The sequence below is a fragment of the Enterobacter sp. KBR-315C3_2022 genome, from assembly GCF_041399425.1.
Taxonomy (GTDB): Bacteria; Pseudomonadota; Gammaproteobacteria; order Enterobacterales; family Enterobacteriaceae; genus Enterobacter.
Genome location: NZ_JBGKEB010000015.1, coordinates 22,820 through 44,761, shown reverse-complemented (window position 1 = coordinate 44,761; position 21,942 = coordinate 22,820). Strand labels below are relative to the sequence as shown.

Below are 21,942 nucleotides of genomic sequence, written 5' to 3'. Positions count from 1 at the left end.
GTTACTCCCTCTCGATTTCGAGACGTTGGATCTGCATGCCGTCATCCGCCACGATGCGCAGCCCGGCGCGTTGGCACCGGGGGCAGCGCTGGACCTTTGATGACAGCAGGGTGACGTACTGCTGGCACTCGCCGCACCAGCACTCCGCCTGCTGCTCTTCGATATGAAGTTCGCAGCCTTCCGCCAGCGTGCCGCGGCACACCAGCTCAAAGCAGAAGGTGAGGGCGCTGGTTTCGACGCAGGAAAACGCGCCGATTTTCAGCCATACCCCGGTAACGCGTTTCGCGTGATTTTGCACTGCCTGCTGTTCGATAAGCTCCAGTGCCCGCTGGCAGAGGGTGATTTCGTGCATGACGCCTCCTTAATAACGGGAAGCCTTAATGCAATAACGGTGCCAGCTTAATTTGCGGTAGGGCGTGACGATGACGTCGCTGTCGAAATGACACGTCGACATCACCGCTGTGACAGCGGAAGTTTTTAAAAATCAATTTTAATTCAATGAATTAAAAATTGGCATGGAATCTGCTTAATAGCCGCTATCTCCATTAACCGGATACCTTTTATGACGATTTGGGAAATTAGCGAAAAAGCGGATTACATCGCACAGCGCCACCATCAGCTTCAGGAGCAATGGCACCTTTACTGCAACGCGCTGGTTCAGGGGATCACCCTGTCAAAGGCTCGCCTGCACCACGCCGTGAGCTGCGCGGCGCAGGGCGACATGCGCTTTGTCCTGTTCGACCACTTCACGATCTACGTCACCCTGGCGGATACCTTCAACAGCCACACCATCGAGTACTACGTCGAGACGAAAGAGGGTGACAGGGAGCGCATTGCGCAGGCCGAGCTGATGGCAGACGGCATGGTCGACGGGCACGTCAGCAACCGCGACCGTCAGCAGGTGCTGGAACACTACCTGGAAAAAATCGCGCCGGTTTACAACGGCCTGTACGCCGCGGTTGAGCACGATCTTCCGGTCAACCTCAAGCAGCTGATGGCCGCCGGCGCATCGGCCAACGTGGCCTGATTATCCAGTGTCGAGAAGTGTCGATAAGACAGATTTTTTCGTCAAAAATGACTATCATCAGAGGATTGCCCGGTGAACCGTTTTGTAATTGCTGACTCGACGGTCTGTATTGGCTGTCGCACCTGTGAAGCGGCGTGTTCGGAGACGCACCGCCTGCACGGGCTGCAGTCGATGCCGCGCCTTCGCGTCATGCGTAATGAAAAAGAGTCTGCCCCGCAGCTCTGCCACCACTGTGAAGATGCCCCCTGCGCGGGCGTCTGCCCCGTTAACGCCATCACCCGGGTGGATGGCGCAGTCCAGCTCAATGAAAGCCTGTGCGTAAGCTGCAAGCTGTGCGGCATTGCCTGCCCGTTCGGGGCGATTGAGTTTTCCGGCAGCCGCCCGCTGCATATCCCGGCGAACGCCAACTCGCCAAAAGCTCCACCTGCGCCTCCGGCTCCCGCACGCGTCAGCACGCTGCTGGACTGGGTGCCCGGCGTGCGCGCCGTGGCGGTGAAATGCGACCTGTGCAGCTTTGATGAGCAAGGCCCGGCCTGCGTGCGCACCTGCCCGACGAGGGCGCTGATTCTGGTCAACATTCGCGACATCGCCCGCTCCAGCAGGCGCAAGCGTGAGCTAACGATCAATACCGACGTTGGCGATCTGTCACTGCTTCAGGCGCATCAGGAGGGGGCGAAATGAACGCGATATCCATGATTAACGGCGCGGTGGCGTGCTTTGCCGCTGCCGCCGTGCTGGCGCTGCTGTTCTCGTTTCATAAGGCCCTGAGCGGCTGGATTGCCGGAATCGGCGGTGCGGCAGGCAGCCTGATGACGCTGGTGGCGGGCAGCGTGGTGCTGCTCGGCGGAACCGCTGCCCAGGCGGTAATGCCGCTGATTCGCCATACGGTTCTGCTCACGCCGCTGAACGCCATCTGGCTGGTGACGTTTGGCCTCTGCGGGCTGTTTATCAGCCTGTTTAATATTGACTGGCATCGTCACCCGCACGCCAAAGCCAACGGCCTGCTGGTCAACCTGCTGATGGCGACGGCGGTATTAACCGTGATTGCCAGCAACCTCGGGGCGCTGGTGGTGATGGCCGAAATTATGGCCCTCTGCGGCGTGTTCCTGACGGGCTGCAGCGCTTCCGGCAAGCTCTGGTTTGCGCTGGGCCGCCTCGGCACGCTGCTGCTGGCGCTCGCCTGCTGGCTGGTGTGGCAGCGTTTCGGCACCCTGGATTTTGCCGTGCTGAGAGGCCAGCCGCTGGGCAATGAAGTCTGGCTGCTGGGCGTCGCGGGCTTTGGCCTGCTGGCCGGGATTATCCCGCTCCACGGCTGGGTGCCGCAGGCGCACGCCAATGCCTCCGCGCCCGCCGCCGCGCTGTTCTCGACGGTGGTGATGAAGGTTGGCCTGTTCGGCATTCTGACGCTGTCGCTGATGGGCGGTCAACCGCCGCTGTGGTGGGGCATCGCGCTGCTTGTCGCGGGGATGATCACCGCGTTCGTCGGCGGGCTGTACGCGCTGATGGAGCACAACATCCAGCGCCTGCTGGCGTACCACACGCTGGAAAACATCGGCATTATTCTGCTGGGCCTCGGCGCGGGCGTGGCCGGGCTGGCCCTCAGCCAGCCTGCGCTGATCGCCGCCGGGTTCATCGGCGGCCTGTATCACCTCATCAACCACAGCCTGTTTAAAAGCACGCTGTTCCTCGGCGCGGGGAGCGTCTGGTTCCGCACCGGCCATCGCGATATCGAAAAGCTCGGCGGCATCGGCAAGAAAATGCCGGTCATTTCGCTTGCGATGCTGGTGGGGCTGATGGCGATGGCGGCGCTGCCGCCGCTGAACGGCTTTGCCGGGGAGTGGGTGATTTACCAGTCCTTCTTCGCGCTGGGCCAGAGCGACGCGTTTATCGCCCGCCTGCTTGGCCCGCTGCTGGCCGTCGGGCTGGCGATCACCGGCGCGCTGGCGGTGATGTGCATGGCGAAAGTCTACGGCGTCACCTTCCTCGGCGCGCCGCGCACGCGGGAAGCGGAAAACGCCTGCTGCGCGCCGCTGCTGATGGCGATAAGCGTTGTCGCACTCGCCCTGTGCTGCATCGCGGGCGGCGTGGCCGCGCCGTGGCTGCTGCCGCTGTTGGGCAACGCGATTCCTCTGCCGCTTGCGACGGCGCATACCGCCGTTTCCCAGCCGATGATGGCGCTGCTGCTGATTGCCGCACCGCTGCTGCCGTTCGTGCTGATGCTGTTCTTCAGGCGCGATCGGCTTCCCGCGCGCTCGCGCGGCGCGGCGTGGGCCTGCGGCTACGAACACGAACAGTCGATGGTGATTACCGCCCACGGCTTTGCCATGCCGGTGAAGGAGAACTTTGCCGCCGTGCTGAAGCTGCGCCGCTGGCTTAACCCGGTCAGCCTGATCCCCGGCTGGCAGAGCGCCGCCGCGCCCGCGCTGTTCCGCCGCCTGGCGCTGATCGAGCTGGCGGTACTGGTGGTGATTGTGATTTCTCGAGGAGCCTGACATGAGTCTGTTACTGGCAATACTTCAGGCGCTGGTGCTCTTTGCCGCCGCGCCGCTGCTTTCCGGCATCACGCGCGTGGCGCGCGCCCGGATGCACAACCGCCGCGGACCCGGCGTGCTTCAGGAGTACCGCGATCTGTTCAAGCTGCTCTCGCGCCAGAGCGTGGCGCCGGACGCCGCGGGCTGGGTCTTCCGCCTGACGCCGTTTGTGATGGTCGGGGTGATGCTCACCATCGCCACCGCGCTGCCGGTGGTCACGGTGGGGTCGCCGCTGCCCGCGCTCGGCGATCTGATCACCCTTATCTACCTTTTCGCCATCGCGCGCTTCTTCTTTGCGATTGCGGGCCTCGACACCGGCAGCCCGTTTACCGGCATCGGCGCCAGCCGCGAGGCGATGCTCGGCGTGCTGGTTGAGCCAATTCTGCTTTTGGGGCTGTGGGTTGCCGCGCAGGTCGCGGGCTCAACGCATATCAGCCACATCGCCGATACCGTCTATCACTGGCCGCTCGCCCGCTCCATTCCGCTGGTGCTGGCGCTTTGCGCCTGCGCGTTTGCCACCTTTATTGAGATGGGCAAGCTGCCGTTTGACCTTGCGGAAGCGGAGCAGGAGCTGCAGGAAGGGCCGCTCACCGAATACAGCGGCTACGGCTTTGCGGTGCTCAAGTGGGGCATCAGCCTCAAGCAACTGGTGGTGCTGCAGATGTTTGTCGGCGTCTTCTTCCCGTGGGGGCAGATGATCCACTTCTCCGTCGCGGGGCTGGTGCTGGCGGTTGTGATTGCCGCGCTCAAGCTGGTGGTCGGCGTGCTGGTGATTGCCCTGTTTGAGAACAGCATGGCGCGCCTGCGCTTCAACGCCACCTCGCGCGTTACCTGGGCCGGTTTTGGCTTTGCATTTTTAGCGTTCGTCTCCTTGCTGGTGGCGTGATTAAAGAGAGTTGTTATGTCTGAAGAAAAGAAAGGTCAGCAGTATCTCGCCGCATTGCATCAGGCGTTCCCCGGCGTGGTGCTGGAGGAGTCCTGGCAGACCAAAGACCAGATAACGGTCACCATCAAGGTCAACTACCTGCCGGAAGTGGTGGAGTTTCTCTACTACCGCCAGGGCGGCTGGCTGTCGGTGCTGTTCGGCAACGACGAGCGCCAGCTGTGCGGCAGCTATGCGGTTTACTACGTGATGTCGATGGAGCAGGGCGAGAAGTGCTGGCTCACCGTGCGCGTTGAGGTTGATCCGAACAAGCCGGAGTACCCGTCCGTTACGCCGCGCGTGCCCGCCGCCGTGTGGGGCGAGCGCGAGGTGCGCGACATGTACGGTCTGGTGCCGGTCGGCCTGCCGGACGAGCGTCGCCTGGTGCTGCCGGACGACTGGCCGGACGAACTTTATCCGCTGCGTAAAGACAGCATGGACTACCGCCAGCGCCCGGCGCCGACCACCGACAGCGAAACCTACGAGTTCATCAACGAGCTCGGCAGCAAAAAGAACAACGTGGTGCCGATTGGCCCGCTGCACGTCACCTCCGACGAGCCGGGCCACTTCCGCCTGTTCGTCGACGGCGAGAACATTATCGACGCCGACTACCGCCTGTTCTACGTCCACCGCGGCATGGAAAAGCTGGCGGAAACCCGCATGGGCTACAACGAAGTGACCTTCCTTTCCGACCGCGTGTGCGGCATCTGCGGCTTCGCCCACAGCACCGCCTACACCACCTCGGTGGAAAACGGCATGGGGATCGTGGTGCCGGAGCGCGCGCAGATGATCCGCGCCATTCTGCTCGAGGTAGAACGCCTGCACTCGCATCTGCTGAACCTCGGCCTGGCCTGCCACTTTGTCGGCTTCGACTCCGGGTTTATGCAGTTCTTCCGCGTGCGCGAAGCGTCGATGAAGATGGCGGAGATCCTCACCGGGGCGCGTAAAACCTACGGCCTGAACCTGATCGGCGGGATCCGTCGAGACCTGCTGAAGGATGACATGATCCAGACCCGCCAACTGGCGCAGCAGATGCGCCGGGACGTGCAGGATCTGGTGGATATGCTCCTCAGCACGCCAAACATCGATCAGCGCACCGTGGGCATCGGCCGTCTCGACCCGGAAATCGCGCGGGACTTCAGCAACGTCGGCCCGATGGTGCGCGCCAGCGGCCACGCCCGCGACACCCGCGCCGATCACCCGTTCGTCGGATATGGTCTGCTGCCGATGGAGGTGCACAGCGAGCAGGGCTGCGACGTCATCTCTCGCCTGAAGGTGCGCATCAATGAGGTCTTCACCGCGCTGAACATGATCGACTTTGGCCTGGATAACCTGCCGGGCGGCCCGCTGATGGTTGAGGGCTTCACCTACATTCCGAATCGCTTCGCCCTCGGCTTTGCCGAAGCGCCGCGCGGGGACGATATCCACTGGAGCATGACCGGCGACAACCAGAAGCTGTACCGCTGGCGCTGCCGCGCGGCGACCTACGCCAACTGGCCGACGCTGCGCTACATGCTGCGCGGCAACACGGTGTCCGACGCGCCGCTGATTATCGGCAGCCTCGACCCGTGCTACTCCTGCACCGACCGCATGACGGTGGTGGACGTGCGCAAGAAGAAAAGCCAGGTGGTGCCGTACAAAGAGCTTGAGCGCTACAGCATCGAGCGCAAGAACTCGCCGCTGAAATAGTTGATGTAGTGCGGTCTGTACCCCCTCACCCCGGCCCTCTCCCCAAAGGGGCGAGGGGGCGAACGGTTCCCTCTCCCTTTCAGGGAGAGGGCTAGGGTGAGGGTCAGAAAACCGCACGAAAGCAGGAGCAAACATGTTTACCTTTATCAAAAAAGCGATCAAAACCGGCGTACAGACCAGCAGCTATCCGCTGGAGCCGATGCCGGTCGATAAAAACTTTCGCGGCAAGCCGGAGCACAACCCGCAGCAGTGCATCGGCTGCGCGGCCTGCGTCAACGCCTGTCCGTCCAACGCGCTCACGGTGGAAACCGATCTGAAAGGCGGCGAGCTGGCGTGGCAGTTCAACCTCGGGCGCTGCATCTTCTGCGGCCGCTGCGAGGAGGTCTGCCCGACGGTCGCCATACGGCTATCGCAGGAGTACGAGCTGGCGGTGTGGAAGAAAGAGGACTTTCTCCAGCAGTCGCGCTTCGCGCTGTGCAACTGCCGCGTGTGCGAACGCCCGTTCGCGGTGCAGAAAGAGATCGACTACGCCATCGCGCTGCTGCAGCACAACGGCGACGTTCGGGCGGAGCATCACCGCGAAAGCTTTGAAACCTGCCCGGAGTGCAAGCGTCAGAAGTGCCTGCTGCCGTCCGACCGCATTGATATCACCCGCCACATGAGGGAGGCCATCTGATGGAAAACCTGCTCGGTCCGCGCGACGATAACGGCATACCGGTGCCGATGACGGTGGACGAATCCATCGCCAGCATGAAGGCGTCGCTGCTGAAAAAAATCAAACGCTCGGCCTACGTCTACCGCGTGGACTGCGGCGGCTGCAACGGCTGCGAGATTGAGATCTTCGCCACGCTGTCGCCGCTGTTCGACGCCGAACGCTTCGGGATCAAAGTGGTGCCGTCACCGCGCCATGCGGACATCCTGCTGTTTACCGGCGCCGTGACTCGCGCCATGCGCTCGCCCGCGCTGCGCGCCTGGCAGTCTGCGCCCGATCCTAAAATCTGCATCTCGTACGGAGCCTGCGGCAACAGCGGCGGCATCTTCCACGACCTGTACTGCGTGTGGGGCGGGACCGACAAAATCGTGCCGGTGGACGTCTACATCCCCGGCTGCCCGCCGACGCCCGCCGCGACGCTGTACGGCTTCGCGATGGCGCTCGGGCTGCTGGAGCAGAAAATCCACGCCCGCGAGCCGGGCGAGCTGGACAACCAGCCCGCCGCGATCCTGCATCCGGACATGGTGCAGCCGCTGCGCGTGAAGGTTGACCGCACGGCGCGTCGGCTGGCGGGGTATCGTTACGGTCGTCAGATCGCCGACGACTATCTGCGCCTGCTGAGCCAGGGCGACCATCAGGTGGCGCGCTGGCTGGAGGCGGAGAACGATCCGCGTCTGAATGAGATCGTGGCGAACCTGAACAGCATCGTCGACGAGGCGCGCATCCGATGAGTGAGACGGTGGTGTTCAGCCAGCTGAGCCGAAAGTTTATTGATGAGAACGACGCCACGCCGGATGCGGCGCAGCAGGTGGTCTATTACAGCCTGGCGATTGGGCACCACCTCGGGGTGATCGACTGTCTGGAGGCGGCGCTGAGCTGCCCGTGGCCTGACTATCTGGCGTGGATCGCCACGCTGGAGGAGGGCAGCACCGCGCGGCGCAAGATGGAGGGCGTGCCGAAGTACGGTGAAATCGTTATCGACGCTAACCACATCGCGATGCTCGCCAACGCCTTCGACGCGGCGCTCGGCAGGCAAACTCCGCAGCAGCAGGCGTGGAGCAAAACGCTGCTTAGCATGCTGCACGATATTCATCAGGAGAGCGCCATCTATCTGATGGTGAGGAGATTACGTGACTGACGTTTTACTGTGCGTGGGCAACAGCATGATGGGCGACGACGGCGCGGGCCCGCTGCTGGCGGAGATGTGCGCCGCCAGCCCGCAGGGCAGCTGGGTGGTGATTGACGGCGGCAGCGCGCCGGAAAACGACGTGGTGGCGATCCGCGAGCTGCGCCCGGACAGGCTGCTGATCGTCGATGCCACCGATATGGGGCTAAACCCCGGTGAGATCCGCCTGATCGATCCGGACGACATCGCCGAGATGTTTATGATGACCACCCACAATATGCCGCTGAACTACCTTGTCGATCAGATTAAGGACGACGTGGGCGAAGTGCTGTTTTTGGGCATTCAACCGGACATCGTTGGGTTTTATTACCCGATGACGCCGCCGGTAAAAGCGGCGGTGGAAGAGGTTTATTCACGGCTTGCGGGGTGGGTTGGGGACGGAGGTTTTCAGCCCCTCACCCCGGCCCTCTCCCCGGAGGGGAGAGGGTGAAAACCGCACCGAACCTCAAGAGGGGAGATGTTGAAAACCGCACCGAACAGTTCCCTCTCCCCTCTGGGGAGAGGGTTAGGGTGAGGGGAAAACTACTCCAGATCCGCCCCATTACTCGCAATCACCTTCTTATACCACCCGAACGATTTCTTGCGCTTGCGGCTCAGCGTGCCGTTTCCGGTATCGTCGCGGTCTACGTGGACAAACCCGTAGCGCTTGCTCATCTCGCCCGTTGAGGCGGCCACCAGGTCAATGCAGCCCCAGGTGGTGTAGCCCAGCAGCGGCACGCCGTCCTCAATCGCGTCGCCCATCGCGCGGATATGCTCGCGCAGGTAGCTGATGCGGTAGTCGTCGTTAATCTCGCCGTTTTCATCAATGACGTCCTTCGCCCCGAGGCCGTTCTCCACCAGGAACAGCGGCTTCTGGTAGCGGTCGTACATCATGTTCATGGTGATGCGCAGGCCCAGCGGGTCGATGCCCCAGCCCCATTCGCTGACCTGAATATGCGGGTTGCGCAGGGACTTCACGATGTTCGCCGCGCTGGTGTTGCCCGCGTTCATGTCCGCCGACGCGCAGCGCGAGGCGTAATAGCTAAACGAGACAAAGTCGACGGTGTTCTTTAGCAGCTCGTCGTCGCCCGGATCTTTGATGATGGTGACGCCCTTGTCGCGGAACACCCGAGCGGAATAGGCCGGATAGCGGCCGCGCGCCTGCACGTCGATGAAAAACAGGTTCTCGCGGTCTTTCTCCAGCGCCATCCACACGTCTTCCGGCTTGCAGGAGTACGGGTAGAAGTTTCCGCCCGCCAGCATGCAGCCGACCTGATTATCCGGGTTCACCTCGTGGGCGATTTTGGTCGCCAGCGCGCTCGCCACCAGCTCGTGGTGCGCGGCCTGGTATTTCACCTGATCTTCGTTTTCGCCTTCCTCAAACACCAGCCCGGCGCCGGAGAACGGGCTGTGCAGCATGATGTTGATTTCGTTGAAGGTCAGCCAGTACTTCACCAGCCCGTTAAATTCCTCGAAGCAGGTGCGCGCGTAGCGGGCGAAGAAATCGACCATTCTGCGGCTGCGCCACGAGCCGTACTCGGTGACCAGATGCATCGGCACGTCGAAGTGGCACAGGGTCACCAGCGGCTCGATGCCGTACTTTTTGCACTCTTCAAACACCGCGCGGTAGAAGGCGATCCCCTCCTGGTTCGGCAGCGGCTCGTCGCCGTTCGGATAGAGGCGGCTCCAGGCAATCGAGGTGCGGAACACCGTAAAGCCCATCTCGGCCATCAGGGCGATGTCCTCTTTGTAGCGATGGTAAAAATCGATTGCCTCGTGGCTCGGGTAAAACTCGTCGTCGCGCAGCGCAAAGCGCTTTTCCTTGCCGAGCTTTACCGCCAGGCGGTTCGCGCCGTGGGGGATCATATCGACCGTCGTCAGCCCTTTGCCGCCCTCGCGGTAGGCCCCTTCACTCTGGTTGGCGGCAAGCGCGCCGCCCCATAAAAATCCTTGTGGAAAAACTGACATGTCTACCTCGTAAAATTTATGCTTGTGCCGCGCGGGCCTTTTCCGCTTCGTCTTCGACCGGGATATCCTCAAAGCCTAACAGCAGCGTCAGAACAAACGACAGCACCACCGCCAGCCCCATCACGCCGAATACCCAGACGATGGTCATCGGGTTGGCCGGATCGAAGAACTGCACGCTGGTGAACAGCCCCGGCGCCGCCATCGAGTGGCTGGCAAGGCCCGCCATGCCGGCCACCGCGCCGCAGATAAAGCCGCTGATCAGGCTCGCAATGAGCGGACGCTTCAGGCGCACGGCCACGCCGTACAGCGCCGGTTCGGAGATCCCGGCCATGATGGCCGAAGCCGCGGCCGCCAGCGCCGTCTGGCGCAGCTCCGGGTTTTTGGTTTTCCACGCCACCGCCAGCGACGAGCCGCCAAGCGACAGGTTCGCGCCGATTTCCGACGGCATCACCATGCCCTCTTTGCCCGTTTCGGCAATGGTTTGAATAATGGTAGGCGTAAAGACGCGGTGCATCCCGGTCATCACCAGCAGCGGCCACAGCGCGCCCATAATCGCCACGGAGAGCCAGCCGAGATAGCCGTGAATGGTGTACACCAGCGCGGAGATGGCGCTGCCGATCCAGATCCCCAGCGGCCCGATCAGCACGATGGCGAGCGGGGCGGCGATCAGCACGATCAGCATTGGCTTGAGGAAGTTTTTCGTCACCGCCGGGGTAATGCGATCGACCCAGCGTTCGATGTACGACAGGCACCAGGTCATCACCAGCGCCGGAATAACGGTGTAGGTGTATTTCACCGCCGTCACCGGAATAAAGGCGAACTCAACGTGCTCGCCCTGCGCGGCCTTTGCCATCAGCTCGATAAAGCTCGGATGGACCAGCACGCCCGCGATGGCTATCGCCAGCGACATATTGGTTTTGAACTTCACCGCCGCGGACGCGGCCACCATCAGCGGCAGGAAGAAGAACGCCCCGTCGCCAATCACCGTCAGGATGGTCAGCGTCGGCGCGCCTTTCTCCAGCACGCCGGTCATTTCGAGGATCATCGCCAGCAGCTTGACCATCGAGCCACCGATGATCGCCGGGATCAGCGGCGACATGGTGCCGATCAGCGCGTCGAGAATACCCGCGCCGATCCGGCGCAGCGTGAGCTTCTGCGGGCCTTCCGGGACGGCGGGCTGCAGGTCCGTGGGCAGCTGGCTCACCACGTCGCGATAGGCCTGAGAAACGGTGTTGCCGATAATCACCTGGCACTGGTTGTCGTTACGCACCACGCCGAGCACGCCGCTGATGCTTTTCAGGCGCGCCGCGTCGGTGAGGCTTTCATCCTTCAGGACGAAGCGCAGGCGCGTCATGCAGTGGGTGACGGCGACGATGTTCTCTTTGCCGCCCAGCGCGCTGATGACGTCGGTCGCCAGCGCGGTATAGTTTTTGGCCATCGGAGGTGGTCCTGTTGTCGTTATGAGAAAATGTAGGAAACCGGTTTCACATAATCATCATGAGTTTCCTTTAATCAAACAAGATCGCTTTTTAGGCATTTTTTTGTTTCGTGATGCAGATCACCAGGCTCCAATGCGCGCGCGTGATTGCCGCTGGGACAATTTTTCTGCGGTGCAGTACACTGCGCCTAATCAGTTTCAAAGGAATAACAACATGACCACGATGCTGGAAGTGGCAAAGCGAGCAGGCGTGTCGAAAGCGACGGTCTCGCGGGTGCTGTCGGGCAACGGCTACGTCAGCCAGGACACCAAAGACCGGGTTTTTCAGGCGATCGAACAGAGCGGGTATCGGCCTAATCTGCTGGCGCGAAACCTGGCGACCAAACGCACCCAGACGCTCGGGCTGGTGGTGACGAACACCCTGTATCATGGCGTCTACTTTAGCGAACTGCTGTTCCACGCCGCGCGGATGACGGAAGAGAAGGGGCGGCAGCTGATTCTGGCGGACGGCAAGCACAGCGCCGCCGAAGAGCGCGAGGCGATACAGTATCTGCTCGATATGCGCTGCGACGCGGTGATCGTCTATCCGCGCTTTCTGAGCGTGGACGAACTGGACGACATCGTCGAAAAATACGAGCAGCCGATTATGGTGCTCAACCGCCGCCTGCGCAAAAACAGCAGCCACTGCGTCTGGTCCGATCATAAGGCCTCGTGCCAGCAGGCGGTGGAGCAGCTTATTGAAAAAGGGCACCGTGATATCGCCTTTATCACCGGCTCGCTGGGTTCTCCGACCGGCGTTGAGCGCCTGTCCGGCTACAAAGCGGCGCTGGCGCAGCACGGTATTCCGCTGCGCGAAGCGCTGGTGGCGCAGGGAAGCTGGACCCCGGCCAGCGGCGCGGAGGCCGTCTCCGGGCTGGTCGCGCGCGGCGAGGCGTTTACCGCGCTGGTGGCCAGCAATGACGACATGGCGATTGGCGCCATGAAGCGGCTGCACGAGTGCGGTAAAGCCATGCCGGACGCGGTGTCCGTAATCGGTTTTGACGACGTGGCGATCGCGCCTTACCTCACGCCATCCCTGTCGAGCGTGCGCATTCCGGTAACGGAAATGATCAAGGAGACCGTCAGCCGCCTGATCTTTATGCTGGACGGCGGCGAGTTCAACTATCAGCAGTCCTTCCCCGGCGAGCTGCGCCTGCGCGACTCCGTCACCGACGGGCCGCACCGCTGACGTCGACATCTGTCATCGTCACTTCTGACGATGACAGTGCCGCTTTCTTTTTAAATTTCAATAAAATCAACACGCTAAAAACTGGCATGGTTTATGAATAGCTTCGCGCATGATAGTTATGCTGGAGAAGCAGATGAACCGTTTTATGATGGCCGATGCCAGTAAGTGCATTGGCTGCCGTACCTGTGAAGTGGCGTGCGTTGTATCCCATCAGGCGGAGCAGGACTGCGCCTCGCTGACCCCCGAATCGTTCCTGCCGCGCATTCACGTCATTAAGGGCGTGAATATTTCAACGGCGGCCATCTGCCGCCAGTGTGAAGATGCGCCGTGCGCCAACGTCTGCCCGAACGGGGCGATCAAGCGCGAAAAGGGCTTTGTCCACGTCATGCAGGAGCGCTGCATTGGCTGCAAAACCTGCGTGGTGGCCTGCCCGTACGGCGCGATGGAGGTGGTGGTTCGTCCCGTGGTGCGCAACAGCGGCATGGGGCTGAGCGTGCGCGCCGAGAAGGCCGAGGCCAACAAATGCGACCTCTGCTACCAGCGCGAGGCTGGCCCGGCCTGCATGGAAGCCTGCCCGACGCACGCGCTGGTCTGCGTGGATCGCGACAAGCTCGAGCAGATGAGCGCCGAGAAGCGCCGCCGCGCGGCGTTCGACACCTCATCATCCCTGCTTTTCTGACCGATGATGAGCAGCAGCGGCGTGCAGCTGCGGGTGCGCGGCAAGGTGCAGGGCGTGGGCTTCCGGCCCTTCGTCTGGCAGCTGGCGCATCGGCTTAACCTGGCGGGAGACGTCTGCAACGACGGCGAGGGCGTGCTGGTGCGTCTGGTCGGCGATGGAGCGGCCTTCACCGCCGGATTGCAGCAGGAATGCCCGCCGCTGGCGCGCATCGACAACGTTGACGCGCAGCCGTTTGCGTGGGCGTCCGCGCCCGAAGTTTTCACCATCCGCCACAGCGCGGGCGGGGCGATGGACACGCAGATCGTGCCGGACGCCGCCACCTGCCCGGCGTGCCTGGCCGAAATGACCGACCCCGGCGAGCGCCGCTACCGCTATCCGTTCATCAACTGCACCCACTGCGGCCCGCGCTTTACCATCATCCGCGCCATGCCCTATGACCGTCCGGCCACGTCGATGGCGCGGTTTCCGCTCTGCGCGCCGTGTGAAGCCGAGTACCTTAACCCTGCCGACAGGCGCTTTCACGCGCAGCCGGTGGCCTGCCCGACGTGCGGGCCCGAGCTTGAGTGGCGTGCGGGAGACGCGCGCGCCGCGCGCGACGCCGGCCTGCGAGAAGCGGTCGAGATGCTAAAGCGCGGCGGCATCGTCGCGATTAAGGGGCTGGGCGGCTTCCACCTGGCCTGCGACGCGCAAAACCCGCAGGCGGTGGCGACGCTGCGGGCGCGCAAGCGGCGGCCCGGCAAGCCGCTGGCAGTGATGATCGGCCAGGCGGACGGCCTGCCCGCGCCGGTGCAGGCGCTGCTGCAATCGCCCGCGGCTCCCATCGTTTTAACACCCAAAGCGTGGCTGCCCGCGCTGCCGGAGGCGATTGCCCCGGGGCTGGACGCCGTGGGCGTTATGCTGCCCGCCACTCCGCTGCAGCACCTTCTGCTGACCGACTGCGCCCGCCCGCTGGTGATGACCTCCGGCAACCTGAGCGGCAGGCCGCCCGCCGTCACCAATCAGCAGGCGCTGGACGCGCTGGGGGATGTTGCCGACGGCTTTCTGCTGCACAACCGCGACATCCTGCAAAGAATGGATGATTCGGTTGTCGATCGCGACGGCGCGGTGCTGCGCCGGGCGCGCGGCTTCGTGCCGGATGCCCTCGCGCTGCCCGCCGGTTTCGACAATATTCCCGCCATGCTCTGCACCGGCAGCGAGATGAAAAATACCTTCTGCCTGGTGCGCGGGAGCCAGGCGGTATTGAGCCAGCACTTTGGCGATCTGAGCGACGAAGGCGTCGAGGCCCAGTGGCGCTCGGCGCTGTCGGTGATGCAGCAGATCTACGCGTTCAACGCCGAGCGCGCGGTGTGCGATGCGCACCCGGGCTATCGCGCGCGGAAATGGGCGGAGGAGCAGGGGCTGCCCGTTGAGACGGTGCTGCACCACCACGCCCACGCGGCGGCGTGCCTGGCCGAAAACGGCTGGGCGCTGGATGCAGGCGACGCCATCGCCCTGACGCTGGACGGGATCGGCATGGGCGAGAACTGCGCGCTGTGGGGCGGCGAGTGCCTGCGGGTCAATTACCTCGAGTGCGAGCGCCTGGGCGGGCTGCCCGCCGTGGCGCTGCCGGGCGGCGATCTGGCCGCTATGCAGCCCTGGCGCAGCCTGCTCGCCCACTGCCTGGCGTTTGTGCCGGACTGGCAGCAGCGCCCCGAAACATGCGCGGTGCGCCAGCAGGGCTGGGCGCTGCTTGAGAGGGCGATAGCCCGCGGGATCAACGCGCCGCTGGCCTCTTCCTGCGGTCGGCTTTTCGACGCGGTGGCCTGCGCGCTGGGCATCGCGCCTGAAAGGCAGAGCTACGAAGGCGAGGCGGCCTGTCGTCTTGAAGCGCTGGCGGCGCGCTGCGCGGGCGTAGAACATCCGGTCACGCTGGCGGTGGAAAACCTCGCGCTTTTCTGGCAGCAGTGGCTGAACTGGCAGGCCGGGCCCAGCGAGCGCGCGTGGGCGTTTCACGACGCGCTGGCAAAAGGGCTGGCGGAATTAGCCGCGCGTCATGCCCGCCGCCTGTCGCTTTCGACAATCTGCCTGAGCGGCGGCGTGCTGCACAACCGCCTGCTGCGCGCGCGCCTGCGCCACTATCTTTCTGACTTCACGCTTCTTTTTCCTCATCGCCTGCCTTCAGGCGACGGGGCAATCTCGTTCGGACAGGCCGTTGTTGCCGCTGCCCGGACATGTTCACAAAGGACTTAAAATGTTACGACTTCTACGCAATGAACCTCGCGCGGCGGCGCTGCTGCTGGCGCTCATCATGGCTAACCTGCTGGCCTGGGGATGGGCATGGCATAGCTTCAGCGGCAGCACGGCGCTGATGGCGGCAAGCCTGCTGGCCTGGGGCTACGGGCTGCGCCACGCGGTGGATGCCGACCACATTGCGGCGATTGATACCGTCACGCGCAAGATGATGCAGCAGGGCAAGCGCCCTTCAGGCGTGGGGGCCTGGTTCTCGCTCGGCCACTCCACCATCGTGGTGCTGGCGTCGATTGCCATCGCGGCGACCGCCACGGCGTTTCAGAAAAACATGGCGTGGTTCCATGAGACGGGTAGCCTGATTGGCACGGCCGTTTCCGCCACCTTCCTGCTGGCGATGGCGCTGGTCAACATGGTGATTTTGCGCGGCGTCTGGCGCAGCTTCCAGGCGCTGAAAAACGGGCGCGAGGTCAGCGATGCGGTCGTCCCCGCGGCGCAGGGCGGGGCGATGAGCTGGCTGTTTGGCAAGACCTTCCGCCTGGTGAACAAAAGCTGGCAGATGTACCTCGTCGGCTTCCTGTTTGGCCTGGGCTTTGACACCGCGACGGAAATTGGCGTGCTCGGCATTTCTGCCGCCAGCGCCTCTCACGGCATGTCGATCTGGTCGATCATGGTCTTCCCGGCGCTTTTCGCCAGCGGCATGGCGCTGGTGGACACGCTCGACAACCTGCTGATGGTGGGCGCGTACGGCTGGGCGTTCAACAAGCCGCAGCGCAAGCTTTACTACAACATGACGATCACCGGCACCTCGGTGGTGGTGGCGCTGTTTATCGGCGGGCTGGAAGCGCTGGGGCTGCTGATGGATAAATTTGGCCTCAGCGGCGGGCTGTGGGACGCGGTGGCGGGGGTGAATGACAACCTCGGCAACGCCGGGTTTGTGGTGGTGGGGCTGTTCGTCGCCTGCTGGCTGATCTCGATGGTCAACTACCGCTGGCGCGGTTACGACGCGCTGGTGGTGCGCTCCTGAACCTCGCAGCCCTTTTTGTTGCCCGGCAGTACGAGGGTTAAGCTTTTAAGTAGGCCGGGTAAGCGAAGCGCCACCCGGCAATGCGAGGGTTAAGCAGGTAACAGTTTCAGCAGCGCGAACGCCTCCTTCATCCGCTCTTCGCTCACTACAAAGGCGCGCAGCTGGCCGCTTTCATCGACGCCGCGCGCCACCATTCCCTGTGGTTCAACGGCGATTTGCCAGCTGAGATCCTGTCGCTGCGTTTCGCCCGCGAGGTGCAGCGGCAGCTCCGGCGTTTTCACCTTCACCAGCATGGCGGGGAGCTTCAGCGGCGCGCTGCCGCCGAGCAGGTTTTTCGCCAGATACATCGCACTGAGCTGAATGGGCTGCAGGAACGGCAGAACCTGGCCGTTGATTTCCGCGCAGTCGCCCAGGGCGTAAATATCCGGCTGGGTGGTTTGCAGGCAGCTGTCGACCTTCACGCCGCGGTGCGTTTCCGCTCCGGCACGATGCGCCAGCGCGGTTTCCGGGCGTAACCCGGTGGCGGCGACCACCACGTCGACCTCCACGCTGCGGCTGCGGTCGAGCGTCGCGCGAATGCCGCCCTCGGTTTTCACCAGCCCCTGAAGCTGCGATTTCAGCAACAGGTGCACGCCCATATCGGTCAGGCGATGCTGTAAGCGACTGCTTACTTCTGCGGGCATCAGCGCCGAGAGTATGCTGGCCGCGTGGTCGACGAGAGTGACCGATTTTCCCGCCCGGCAGAAGTCCATCGCCAGCTCGGTGCCAATCAGGCCGCCGCCGACAATCATCACCCGCCGCGCGTCGCGGAGCACGGTTTCGCTGGCCTGGTACTCCTGCTGGCTGTTGAGCGTGATCATCAGCTCGCGGCCCTCAACCGGCGGCACGAAGGCGGTTGCCCCCGTTGCCAGCACCAGCCTGTCGTACTGCCACGTCCGATCTTTGGCTTTCACCACGCGGGCAGCGGCGTCGATGTCGGTAATCCGGGTGTAGGGGAACAGGCGCAGGTTAAACTGCTCGGCGAACTCCCCCGCCGTCTGGCGGGTGAGGTCTTCGGCGCGCAGGTTCTGGCTCATCACGTGGCTCAAATCCGGCTTGTTGTACTCGTCCATGCTGTCGGCGGCGATCACCGTCAGCGGCACGCTCGCGTCCTGCTTGCGGATATTTTTCACCAGCTGGCGGGCGGCAAAGCCCGAGCCGATGATAACGATCCCGTTGCTCATTTTGCCTCCGTCGCCAGTTCGTCAAAAACGTCTTTGCCGAGGGAACATTCCGGGCAGAGGAAGTTGTCCGGCACCTCGCTCCACGGCGTGCCCGGAGCGACGTCCTGCAGCGGCTCGCCCAGTTCCGGGTCGTAAATCCACTGGCAGACGCTGCACTGCATGCGCGGGCCGAGATCGGCGCTGGCTGCTGCGGCACAGGCTGGCGGCTGTTCGACGGTTTTTGCTGAAGCTTCAGGAAGCGGTGCAAGCGCCCACTGACGCGCAACGTCACGCCCGTGCTGGCGGCAGATTTCCAGCGCGTCGATATCCGGACGCCATTTTGCCTTCAGGCTCATCGACATCTCAAAGCCGGCATCCTGTAAACGCGTGGAGAGGCGGTCAACCGCGCCGCCGCTCCAGCCGTGGGAGCCAAAGGCGCTGGCGCGCTTGTTGCGAAAGCGCAGGCCGGTCATCTCCTCCACCAGCCCGGCAATTTTCGGCATCATCACGTTGTTCATCGTGGAGGTGCCCACCAGCACCCCCTTGGAGCGGAAGACGTTGGTCAGGATCTCGTTTTTATCGCTGCGCGCCACGTTGAAGATTTTCACCGCCACGTTCGGGTCGACTTCGTTAATGCCCTGAGCAATCGCGTCCGCCATCATGCGGGTGTTGTTGGACATGGTGTCGTAGAAAATGGTGATGCGGTCTTCCTGATAGTCCGCCGCCCACTTCAGGTACAGCTCGACGATCTGGGTTGGGTTTTCGCGCCACACCACGCCGTGGGAGGTGGCAATCATATCCACCGGCAGGTTGAAGCCGAGGATCTCGGTGATTTTCGGCGTCACCAGGCGGCTGAACGGCGTCAGGATGTTGGCGTAGTAGCGCTGGCACTGCTCGAACAGCTCGGTCTGGTCCACTTCGTCGTTAAACAGGCGCTCGTCGCAGTAGTGCTGGCCGAAGGCGTCGTTGCTGAACAGCACCGCGTCGCCGGTCATGTAGGTCATCATGCTGTCCGGCCAGTGGAGCATCGGCGTTTCAACGAAGATCAGCTGCTTGCCGTTGCCGATATCCAGCGCGTCGCCGGTTTTCACGGTGTGGAAGTTCCACTCCGGATGGTGGTGATGGCCGTTGATGGAATCGATGGCGTTGGTGGTGCAGTAGATTGGCGTGTCCGGAATGTGGGACATCAGCTCGGTCAGCGCCCCGGCGTGGTCCTCTTCCGCGTGGTTGATGATGATGTAGTCGATGTCGTTCAGGTCGATTTCGCCGCGCAGGTTCTGCACGAACTCGCGGCTGAATTTGTGATCGACGGTATCGATCAGCACGTTTTTGCCTTCGCGAATGAGATAGCTGTTATAGCTGCTGCCGCGCAGCGTTTTGTATTCCGTCCCGTGGAAATCACGCACTTCCCAGTCGCGTTGACCAACCCAATGAATGTTATTTTTAACCAGAATAGACATAGCAACCTCAGCGTTAATATCGCATGTTCAAAAAAGATGGGTTAGCTATATCAAGTTGCGTGCCAACTTTTATTTTATTGATTTTAAAGGTTTTTAATTTTTATTATCCGAAATGATTAGTCATTATGACTATGTGTTTTATTGTCAATATGACATGATGCATTGTCAAAATGACAGCGAGGCGCAGATGAGCTTTTCCGTAGACGTGCTGGCGAAGATCGCCATTGAATTGCAAACCGGTATCGGCCACCCGGATCGTTTTCAGCGGCTGATCTCCACGCTGCGCCACGTGCTGGGCTGCGACGCCTCGGCGCTGCTGCGCTACGAGGGGCGGCAGTTTATTCCGCTGGCGATCGACGGGCTGGCGCAGGACGTGCTGGGGCGGCGCTTTACGCTCGAAGGCCACCCGCGCCTCGTGACCATCGCCCGCGCCGGTGACGTGGTGCGCTTCCCGGCGGACAGCTCGCTGCCCGACCCGTATGACGGCCTTATTCCCGGTCAGGAAAGCCTGAAGGTTCACGCCTGCATCGGCCTGCCGCTGTTTGCCGGACAAAACCTGATTGGCGCGCTGACGCTGGACGGCATGTCCCCTGACCAGTTCGACACCTTCAGCGACGAAGAGCTTCGGCTGATCGCCGCCCTGGCCTCCGGGGCGCTCAACAACGCGCTGCTGATTGAACAGCTGGAGAGCCAGAACATTCTGCCGGGCAGCCCGGCGGCGTTTGAGCAGGTCGCGCACACGGAGATGATCGGCCTGTCGCCGGGCATGGTGCAGCTTAAGAAAGAGATCGAGATTGTGGCGGCGTCCGATCTTAACGTGCTGATTTTCGGCGAAACCGGGACCGGGAAAGAGCTGGTGGCGAAAGCCATCCACGAGGCCTCGCCGCGCGCGGTGAACCCGCTGGTCTATCTTAACTGCGCCGCGCTGCCGGAAAGCGTGGCGGAGAGCGAGCTGTTCGGCCACGTGAAGGGGGCGTTTACCGGGGCCATCAGCAACCGCAGCGGCAAGTTTGAGATGGCGGACAACGGCACGCTGTTCCTCGATGAAATCGGCGAACTTTCCCTGTCGTTACAGGCCAAGCTGCTGCGCGTGCTGCAGTACGGCGATATTCAGCGCGTCGGCGACGACCGCAGCTTGCGCGTTGACGTGCGCGTGCTGGCGGCCACCAACCGCGACCTGCGCGAGGCGGTGCTGGCCGGGGCGTTTCGCGCCGATCTGTTCCATCGCCTGAGCGTGTTCCCCCTCTCCGTGCCGCCGCTGCGCGAGCGCGGTGAAGACGTGGTGCTGCTGGCGGGGTATTTCTGCGAGCAGTGTCGGCTGAAAATGGGGCTGTCCCGCGTGGTGCTGAGCCCCGGCGCGCGAGCACACCTGCTGAGCTACGGCTGGCCGGGCAACGTGCGCGAGCTTGAGCACGCCATTCACCGCGCGGTGGTGCTGGCGCGGGCGACGCGTTCGGGCGACGAGGTGGTGATCCACGCTGGCCATTTTGCCCTGCATGACGAAGGCGTGACGGTCGTCACCCCTGAGGCGCCCGAGATTGCGCGCGAGAACCTGCGCGAGGCGACGGAAGCATTTCAGCGCCAGAGGATCGCCCGGGCGCTTGAGCAAAACAACCGCAGCTGGGCGGCGTGCGCGCGGGCGCTGGAGATGGACGTCGCCAACCTGCACCGGCTGGCGAAGCGTCTGGGCCTTAAATAATGCCGGCCTGGTAGAAATCCTGCAGGTTAATGGCGCCGCACAGCCTGCCATTTTCGTCGACCACCGGCGCGGCGGTGATTTTGCGCTTCATCAGCACCTCTTTGGCCTCGATGGCGCGGCTGTCGGCGTTTAGCGTCAGGCCACCGTGGGTCATCGCTTTTGCAACCTCTGATTCCAGCCTGCCGCCGCCCACCAGCCAGCGGCGCAGGTCGCCGTCGGTAAAGACTCCTTTCACGAAGCTGTCGCTGTCGCATACGGCCACCAGCCCCAGCCCGGTGCGGCTCAGTTCCAGCATTGCGTCCATCACGCTGGTCTCAAGCTTGACCTGCGGGATGGCGTCGTCGGTGCGCATCAGGTGATGCACCTTGTTGAGCAGGCGCGCGCCGAGCGCTCCCGCCGGATGCGAACGGGCAAAATCCTCTTCGTTGAAGCCGCGCGCCTGCATTACCGCCATCGCCAGCGCGTCGCCCATCATCAGCGTATTGACGGTGCTGGAGGTGGGCGCCAGGTGCATCGGGCAGGCCTCGCGCTCAACGGAGATATCCAGCACGGCCTTCGCGGCCAGCGCCAGCGGCGAGCGGGACTTGCCGGTCATCGCCAGCAGGGCGACCGATTTTTCCTGCAGGCGCGGAATGATGAGATCCAATTCTTTCGCCGAACCGGAGTAGGAGATGAACAGCAGCACGTCGCGGCTTTCGATCATCCCCAGATCGCCGTGCAGCGCTTCGGCCGGATGAACGAAGAACGCTGGCGTGCCGGTGCTGGCCAGCGTGGCGGCAATCTTTTTGCCGATATGGCCGGATTTACCGATGCCCGCCACAATCACTTTACCCTCGCACTGGATAATGGTGTTTGCCGCGCGGACAAAATCCTCACCCAGGCGCTCGGGCAGGCGGCTCGCCTCCTGCAGCTCCAGCATCAGGGTTTGACGGCCTGCGTTTAACAGAAAATCACTCATTTTTCTCTCCG

20 protein-coding genes are annotated in these 21,942 nt (G+C 62.9%); 14 read left to right on the top strand and 6 right to left on the bottom strand.

The annotated features are described in order from the left end of the window. Position 1 precedes the first annotated feature (1 nt). A complete protein-coding gene (gene hypA / locus AB8804_RS16010) occupies positions 2–352 on the bottom strand; it encodes a hydrogenase maturation nickel metallochaperone HypA (protein ID WP_371187847.1) in 351 nt (116 codons plus the stop codon). Positions 353–562: 210 nt separating this feature from the next. Here hypA and hycA point away from each other — a divergent pair, with 210 nt between their 5' ends. From hycA to hycI, 9 genes are all read left to right on the top strand, one after another. Beyond that, positions 563–1,027 carry a formate hydrogenlyase regulator HycA gene (gene hycA / locus AB8804_RS16005; protein ID WP_371187845.1) on the top strand — a complete coding sequence of 155 codons (465 nt, stop codon included), beginning with the start codon at positions 563–565 and terminating at the stop codon, positions 1,025–1,027. A 72-nt stretch (positions 1,028–1,099) separates the two neighbouring features. Beyond that, positions 1,100–1,708 (top strand): 4Fe-4S dicluster domain-containing protein, encoded by a 609-nt coding sequence (locus AB8804_RS16000; protein WP_371187843.1) that lies wholly within the window; start codon positions 1,100–1,102, stop codon positions 1,706–1,708. Next, a complete protein-coding gene (gene hycC / locus AB8804_RS15995) occupies positions 1,705–3,519 on the top strand; it encodes a formate hydrogenlyase subunit 3 (RefSeq protein WP_371187841.1) in 1,815 nt (604 codons plus the stop codon). Before AB8804_RS16000 ends, hycC begins: the two co-directional genes overlap by 4 nt. Position 3,520: 1 nt before the next feature. Continuing rightward, positions 3,521–4,444: a respiratory chain complex I subunit 1 family protein gene (locus AB8804_RS15990; RefSeq protein WP_371187839.1), complete on the top strand. Its 924-nt coding sequence runs from the start codon at positions 3,521–3,523 to the stop codon at positions 4,442–4,444. Positions 4,445–4,459: 15 nt separating this feature from the next. Continuing rightward, positions 4,460–6,169: a formate hydrogenlyase subunit HycE gene (gene hycE, locus AB8804_RS15985; protein WP_371187837.1), complete on the top strand. Its 1,710-nt coding sequence runs from the start codon at positions 4,460–4,462 to the stop codon at positions 6,167–6,169. A 133-nt stretch (positions 6,170–6,302) separates the two neighbouring features. Beyond that, on the top strand, positions 6,303–6,845 hold the full coding sequence (locus AB8804_RS15980) for a formate hydrogenlyase complex iron-sulfur subunit (RefSeq protein WP_371187835.1): 543 nt from the start codon (positions 6,303–6,305) through the stop codon (positions 6,843–6,845). Beyond that, complete coding sequence (locus AB8804_RS15975) at positions 6,845–7,612, top strand: NADH-quinone oxidoreductase subunit B family protein (RefSeq protein WP_276851643.1); 768 nt, start codon at positions 6,845–6,847, stop codon at positions 7,610–7,612. The genes AB8804_RS15980 and AB8804_RS15975 overlap by 1 nt, the downstream gene beginning before the upstream one ends. Then, positions 7,609–8,019 (top strand): formate hydrogenlyase maturation HycH family protein, encoded by a 411-nt coding sequence (locus tag AB8804_RS15970; protein ID WP_371187833.1) that lies wholly within the window; start codon positions 7,609–7,611, stop codon positions 8,017–8,019. The genes AB8804_RS15975 and AB8804_RS15970 overlap by 4 nt, the downstream gene beginning before the upstream one ends. Then, entirely contained in the window at positions 8,012–8,497 is a 486-nt protein-coding gene (gene hycI / locus AB8804_RS15965; protein ID WP_371187831.1) for a hydrogenase maturation peptidase HycI, read from the top strand. The genes AB8804_RS15970 and hycI overlap by 8 nt, the downstream gene beginning before the upstream one ends. Before the next feature lie 92 nt (positions 8,498–8,589). Here hycI and AB8804_RS15960 read toward each other — a convergent pair whose 3' ends face one another. Together AB8804_RS15960 and ascF are read right to left on the bottom strand one after the other, a co-directional pair. Further along, complete coding sequence (locus AB8804_RS15960; protein WP_371187829.1) at positions 8,590–10,014, bottom strand: 6-phospho-beta-glucosidase; 1,425 nt, start codon at positions 10,012–10,014, stop codon at positions 8,590–8,592. A 16-nt stretch (positions 10,015–10,030) separates the two neighbouring features. Further along, a complete protein-coding gene (gene ascF / locus AB8804_RS15955; RefSeq protein ID WP_371187827.1) occupies positions 10,031–11,452 on the bottom strand; it encodes a PTS cellobiose/arbutin/salicin transporter subunit IIBC in 1,422 nt (473 codons plus the stop codon). 214 nt (positions 11,453–11,666) lie between these two features. Between ascF and AB8804_RS15950 the strand changes: the two genes are divergently transcribed. From AB8804_RS15950 to AB8804_RS15935, 4 genes are all read left to right on the top strand, one after another. Further along, on the top strand, positions 11,667–12,680 hold the full coding sequence (locus AB8804_RS15950) for a LacI family DNA-binding transcriptional regulator (RefSeq protein WP_371187825.1): 1,014 nt from the start codon (positions 11,667–11,669) through the stop codon (positions 12,678–12,680). Between the two features lie 133 nt (positions 12,681–12,813). Beyond that, complete coding sequence (gene hydN, locus AB8804_RS15945; protein WP_371187823.1) at positions 12,814–13,359, top strand: electron transport protein HydN; 546 nt, start codon at positions 12,814–12,816, stop codon at positions 13,357–13,359. A 6-nt stretch (positions 13,360–13,365) separates the two neighbouring features. Further along, positions 13,366–15,588 (top strand): carbamoyltransferase HypF, encoded by a 2,223-nt coding sequence (gene hypF, locus AB8804_RS15940; protein WP_371187959.1) that lies wholly within the window; start codon positions 13,366–13,368, stop codon positions 15,586–15,588. Position 15,589: 1 nt separating this feature from the next. Beyond that, positions 15,590–16,612, top strand: coding sequence for a HoxN/HupN/NixA family nickel/cobalt transporter (locus AB8804_RS15935; RefSeq protein ID WP_371187821.1), 1,023 nt, complete (start codon positions 15,590–15,592; stop codon positions 16,610–16,612). An 89-nt stretch (positions 16,613–16,701) separates the two neighbouring features. Here AB8804_RS15935 and norW read toward each other — a convergent pair whose 3' ends face one another. Continuing rightward, positions 16,702–17,835, bottom strand: a complete 1,134-nt coding sequence (gene norW / locus AB8804_RS15930) for an NADH:flavorubredoxin reductase NorW (RefSeq protein ID WP_371187819.1) — start codon at positions 17,833–17,835, stop codon at positions 16,702–16,704. Then, entirely contained in the window at positions 17,832–19,274 is a 1,443-nt protein-coding gene (gene norV, locus AB8804_RS15925) for an anaerobic nitric oxide reductase flavorubredoxin (RefSeq protein WP_371187817.1), read from the bottom strand. Before norV ends, norW begins: the two co-directional genes overlap by 4 nt. A 187-nt stretch (positions 19,275–19,461) precedes the next feature. Between norV and norR the strand changes: the two genes are divergently transcribed. Continuing rightward, on the top strand, positions 19,462–20,973 hold the full coding sequence (gene norR, locus AB8804_RS15920) for a nitric oxide reductase transcriptional regulator NorR (protein ID WP_371187815.1): 1,512 nt from the start codon (positions 19,462–19,464) through the stop codon (positions 20,971–20,973). Here the strand turns inward: norR and gutQ are convergent. After that, positions 20,966–21,931, bottom strand: coding sequence for an arabinose-5-phosphate isomerase GutQ (gene gutQ / locus AB8804_RS15915; RefSeq protein ID WP_371187813.1), 966 nt, complete (start codon positions 21,929–21,931; stop codon positions 20,966–20,968). The genes norR and gutQ overlap by 8 nt on opposite strands. Positions 21,932–21,942 lie beyond the last annotated feature (11 nt).

Excerpts from the sequence above, each read along its gene's own strand:
- hypA (WP_371187847.1), bottom strand. The coding sequence starts at position 352 with ATGCACGAAATCACCCTCTGCCAGCGGGCACTGGAGCTTATCGAACAG.
- hycA (WP_371187845.1), top strand. The coding sequence starts at position 563 with ATGACGATTTGGGAAATTAGCGAAAAAGCGGATTACATCGCACAGCGC.
- hycC (WP_371187841.1), top strand. The coding sequence starts at position 1,705 with ATGAACGCGATATCCATGATTAACGGCGCGGTGGCGTGCTTTGCCGCT.
- AB8804_RS15990 (WP_371187839.1), top strand. The coding sequence starts at position 3,521 with ATGAGTCTGTTACTGGCAATACTTCAGGCGCTGGTGCTCTTTGCCGCC.
- hycE (WP_371187837.1), top strand. The coding sequence starts at position 4,460 with ATGTCTGAAGAAAAGAAAGGTCAGCAGTATCTCGCCGCATTGCATCAG.
- AB8804_RS15980 (WP_371187835.1), top strand. The coding sequence starts at position 6,303 with ATGTTTACCTTTATCAAAAAAGCGATCAAAACCGGCGTACAGACCAGC.
- AB8804_RS15975 (WP_276851643.1), top strand. The coding sequence starts at position 6,845 with ATGGAAAACCTGCTCGGTCCGCGCGACGATAACGGCATACCGGTGCCG.
- AB8804_RS15970 (WP_371187833.1), top strand. The coding sequence starts at position 7,609 with ATGAGTGAGACGGTGGTGTTCAGCCAGCTGAGCCGAAAGTTTATTGAT.
- AB8804_RS15960 (WP_371187829.1), bottom strand. The coding sequence starts at position 10,014 with ATGTCAGTTTTTCCACAAGGATTTTTATGGGGCGGCGCGCTTGCCGCC.
- ascF (WP_371187827.1), bottom strand. The coding sequence starts at position 11,452 with ATGGCCAAAAACTATACCGCGCTGGCGACCGACGTCATCAGCGCGCTG.
- AB8804_RS15950 (WP_371187825.1), top strand. The coding sequence starts at position 11,667 with ATGACCACGATGCTGGAAGTGGCAAAGCGAGCAGGCGTGTCGAAAGCG.
- hydN (WP_371187823.1), top strand. The coding sequence starts at position 12,814 with ATGAACCGTTTTATGATGGCCGATGCCAGTAAGTGCATTGGCTGCCGT.
- hypF (WP_371187959.1), top strand. The coding sequence starts at position 13,366 with ATGAGCAGCAGCGGCGTGCAGCTGCGGGTGCGCGGCAAGGTGCAGGGC.
- AB8804_RS15935 (WP_371187821.1), top strand. The coding sequence starts at position 15,590 with ATGTTACGACTTCTACGCAATGAACCTCGCGCGGCGGCGCTGCTGCTG.
- norW (WP_371187819.1), bottom strand. The coding sequence starts at position 17,835 with ATGAGCAACGGGATCGTTATCATCGGCTCGGGCTTTGCCGCCCGCCAG.
- norV (WP_371187817.1), bottom strand. The coding sequence starts at position 19,274 with ATGTCTATTCTGGTTAAAAATAACATTCATTGGGTTGGTCAACGCGAC.
- norR (WP_371187815.1), top strand. The coding sequence starts at position 19,462 with ATGAGCTTTTCCGTAGACGTGCTGGCGAAGATCGCCATTGAATTGCAA.
- gutQ (WP_371187813.1), bottom strand. The coding sequence starts at position 21,931 with ATGAGTGATTTTCTGTTAAACGCAGGCCGTCAAACCCTGATGCTGGAG.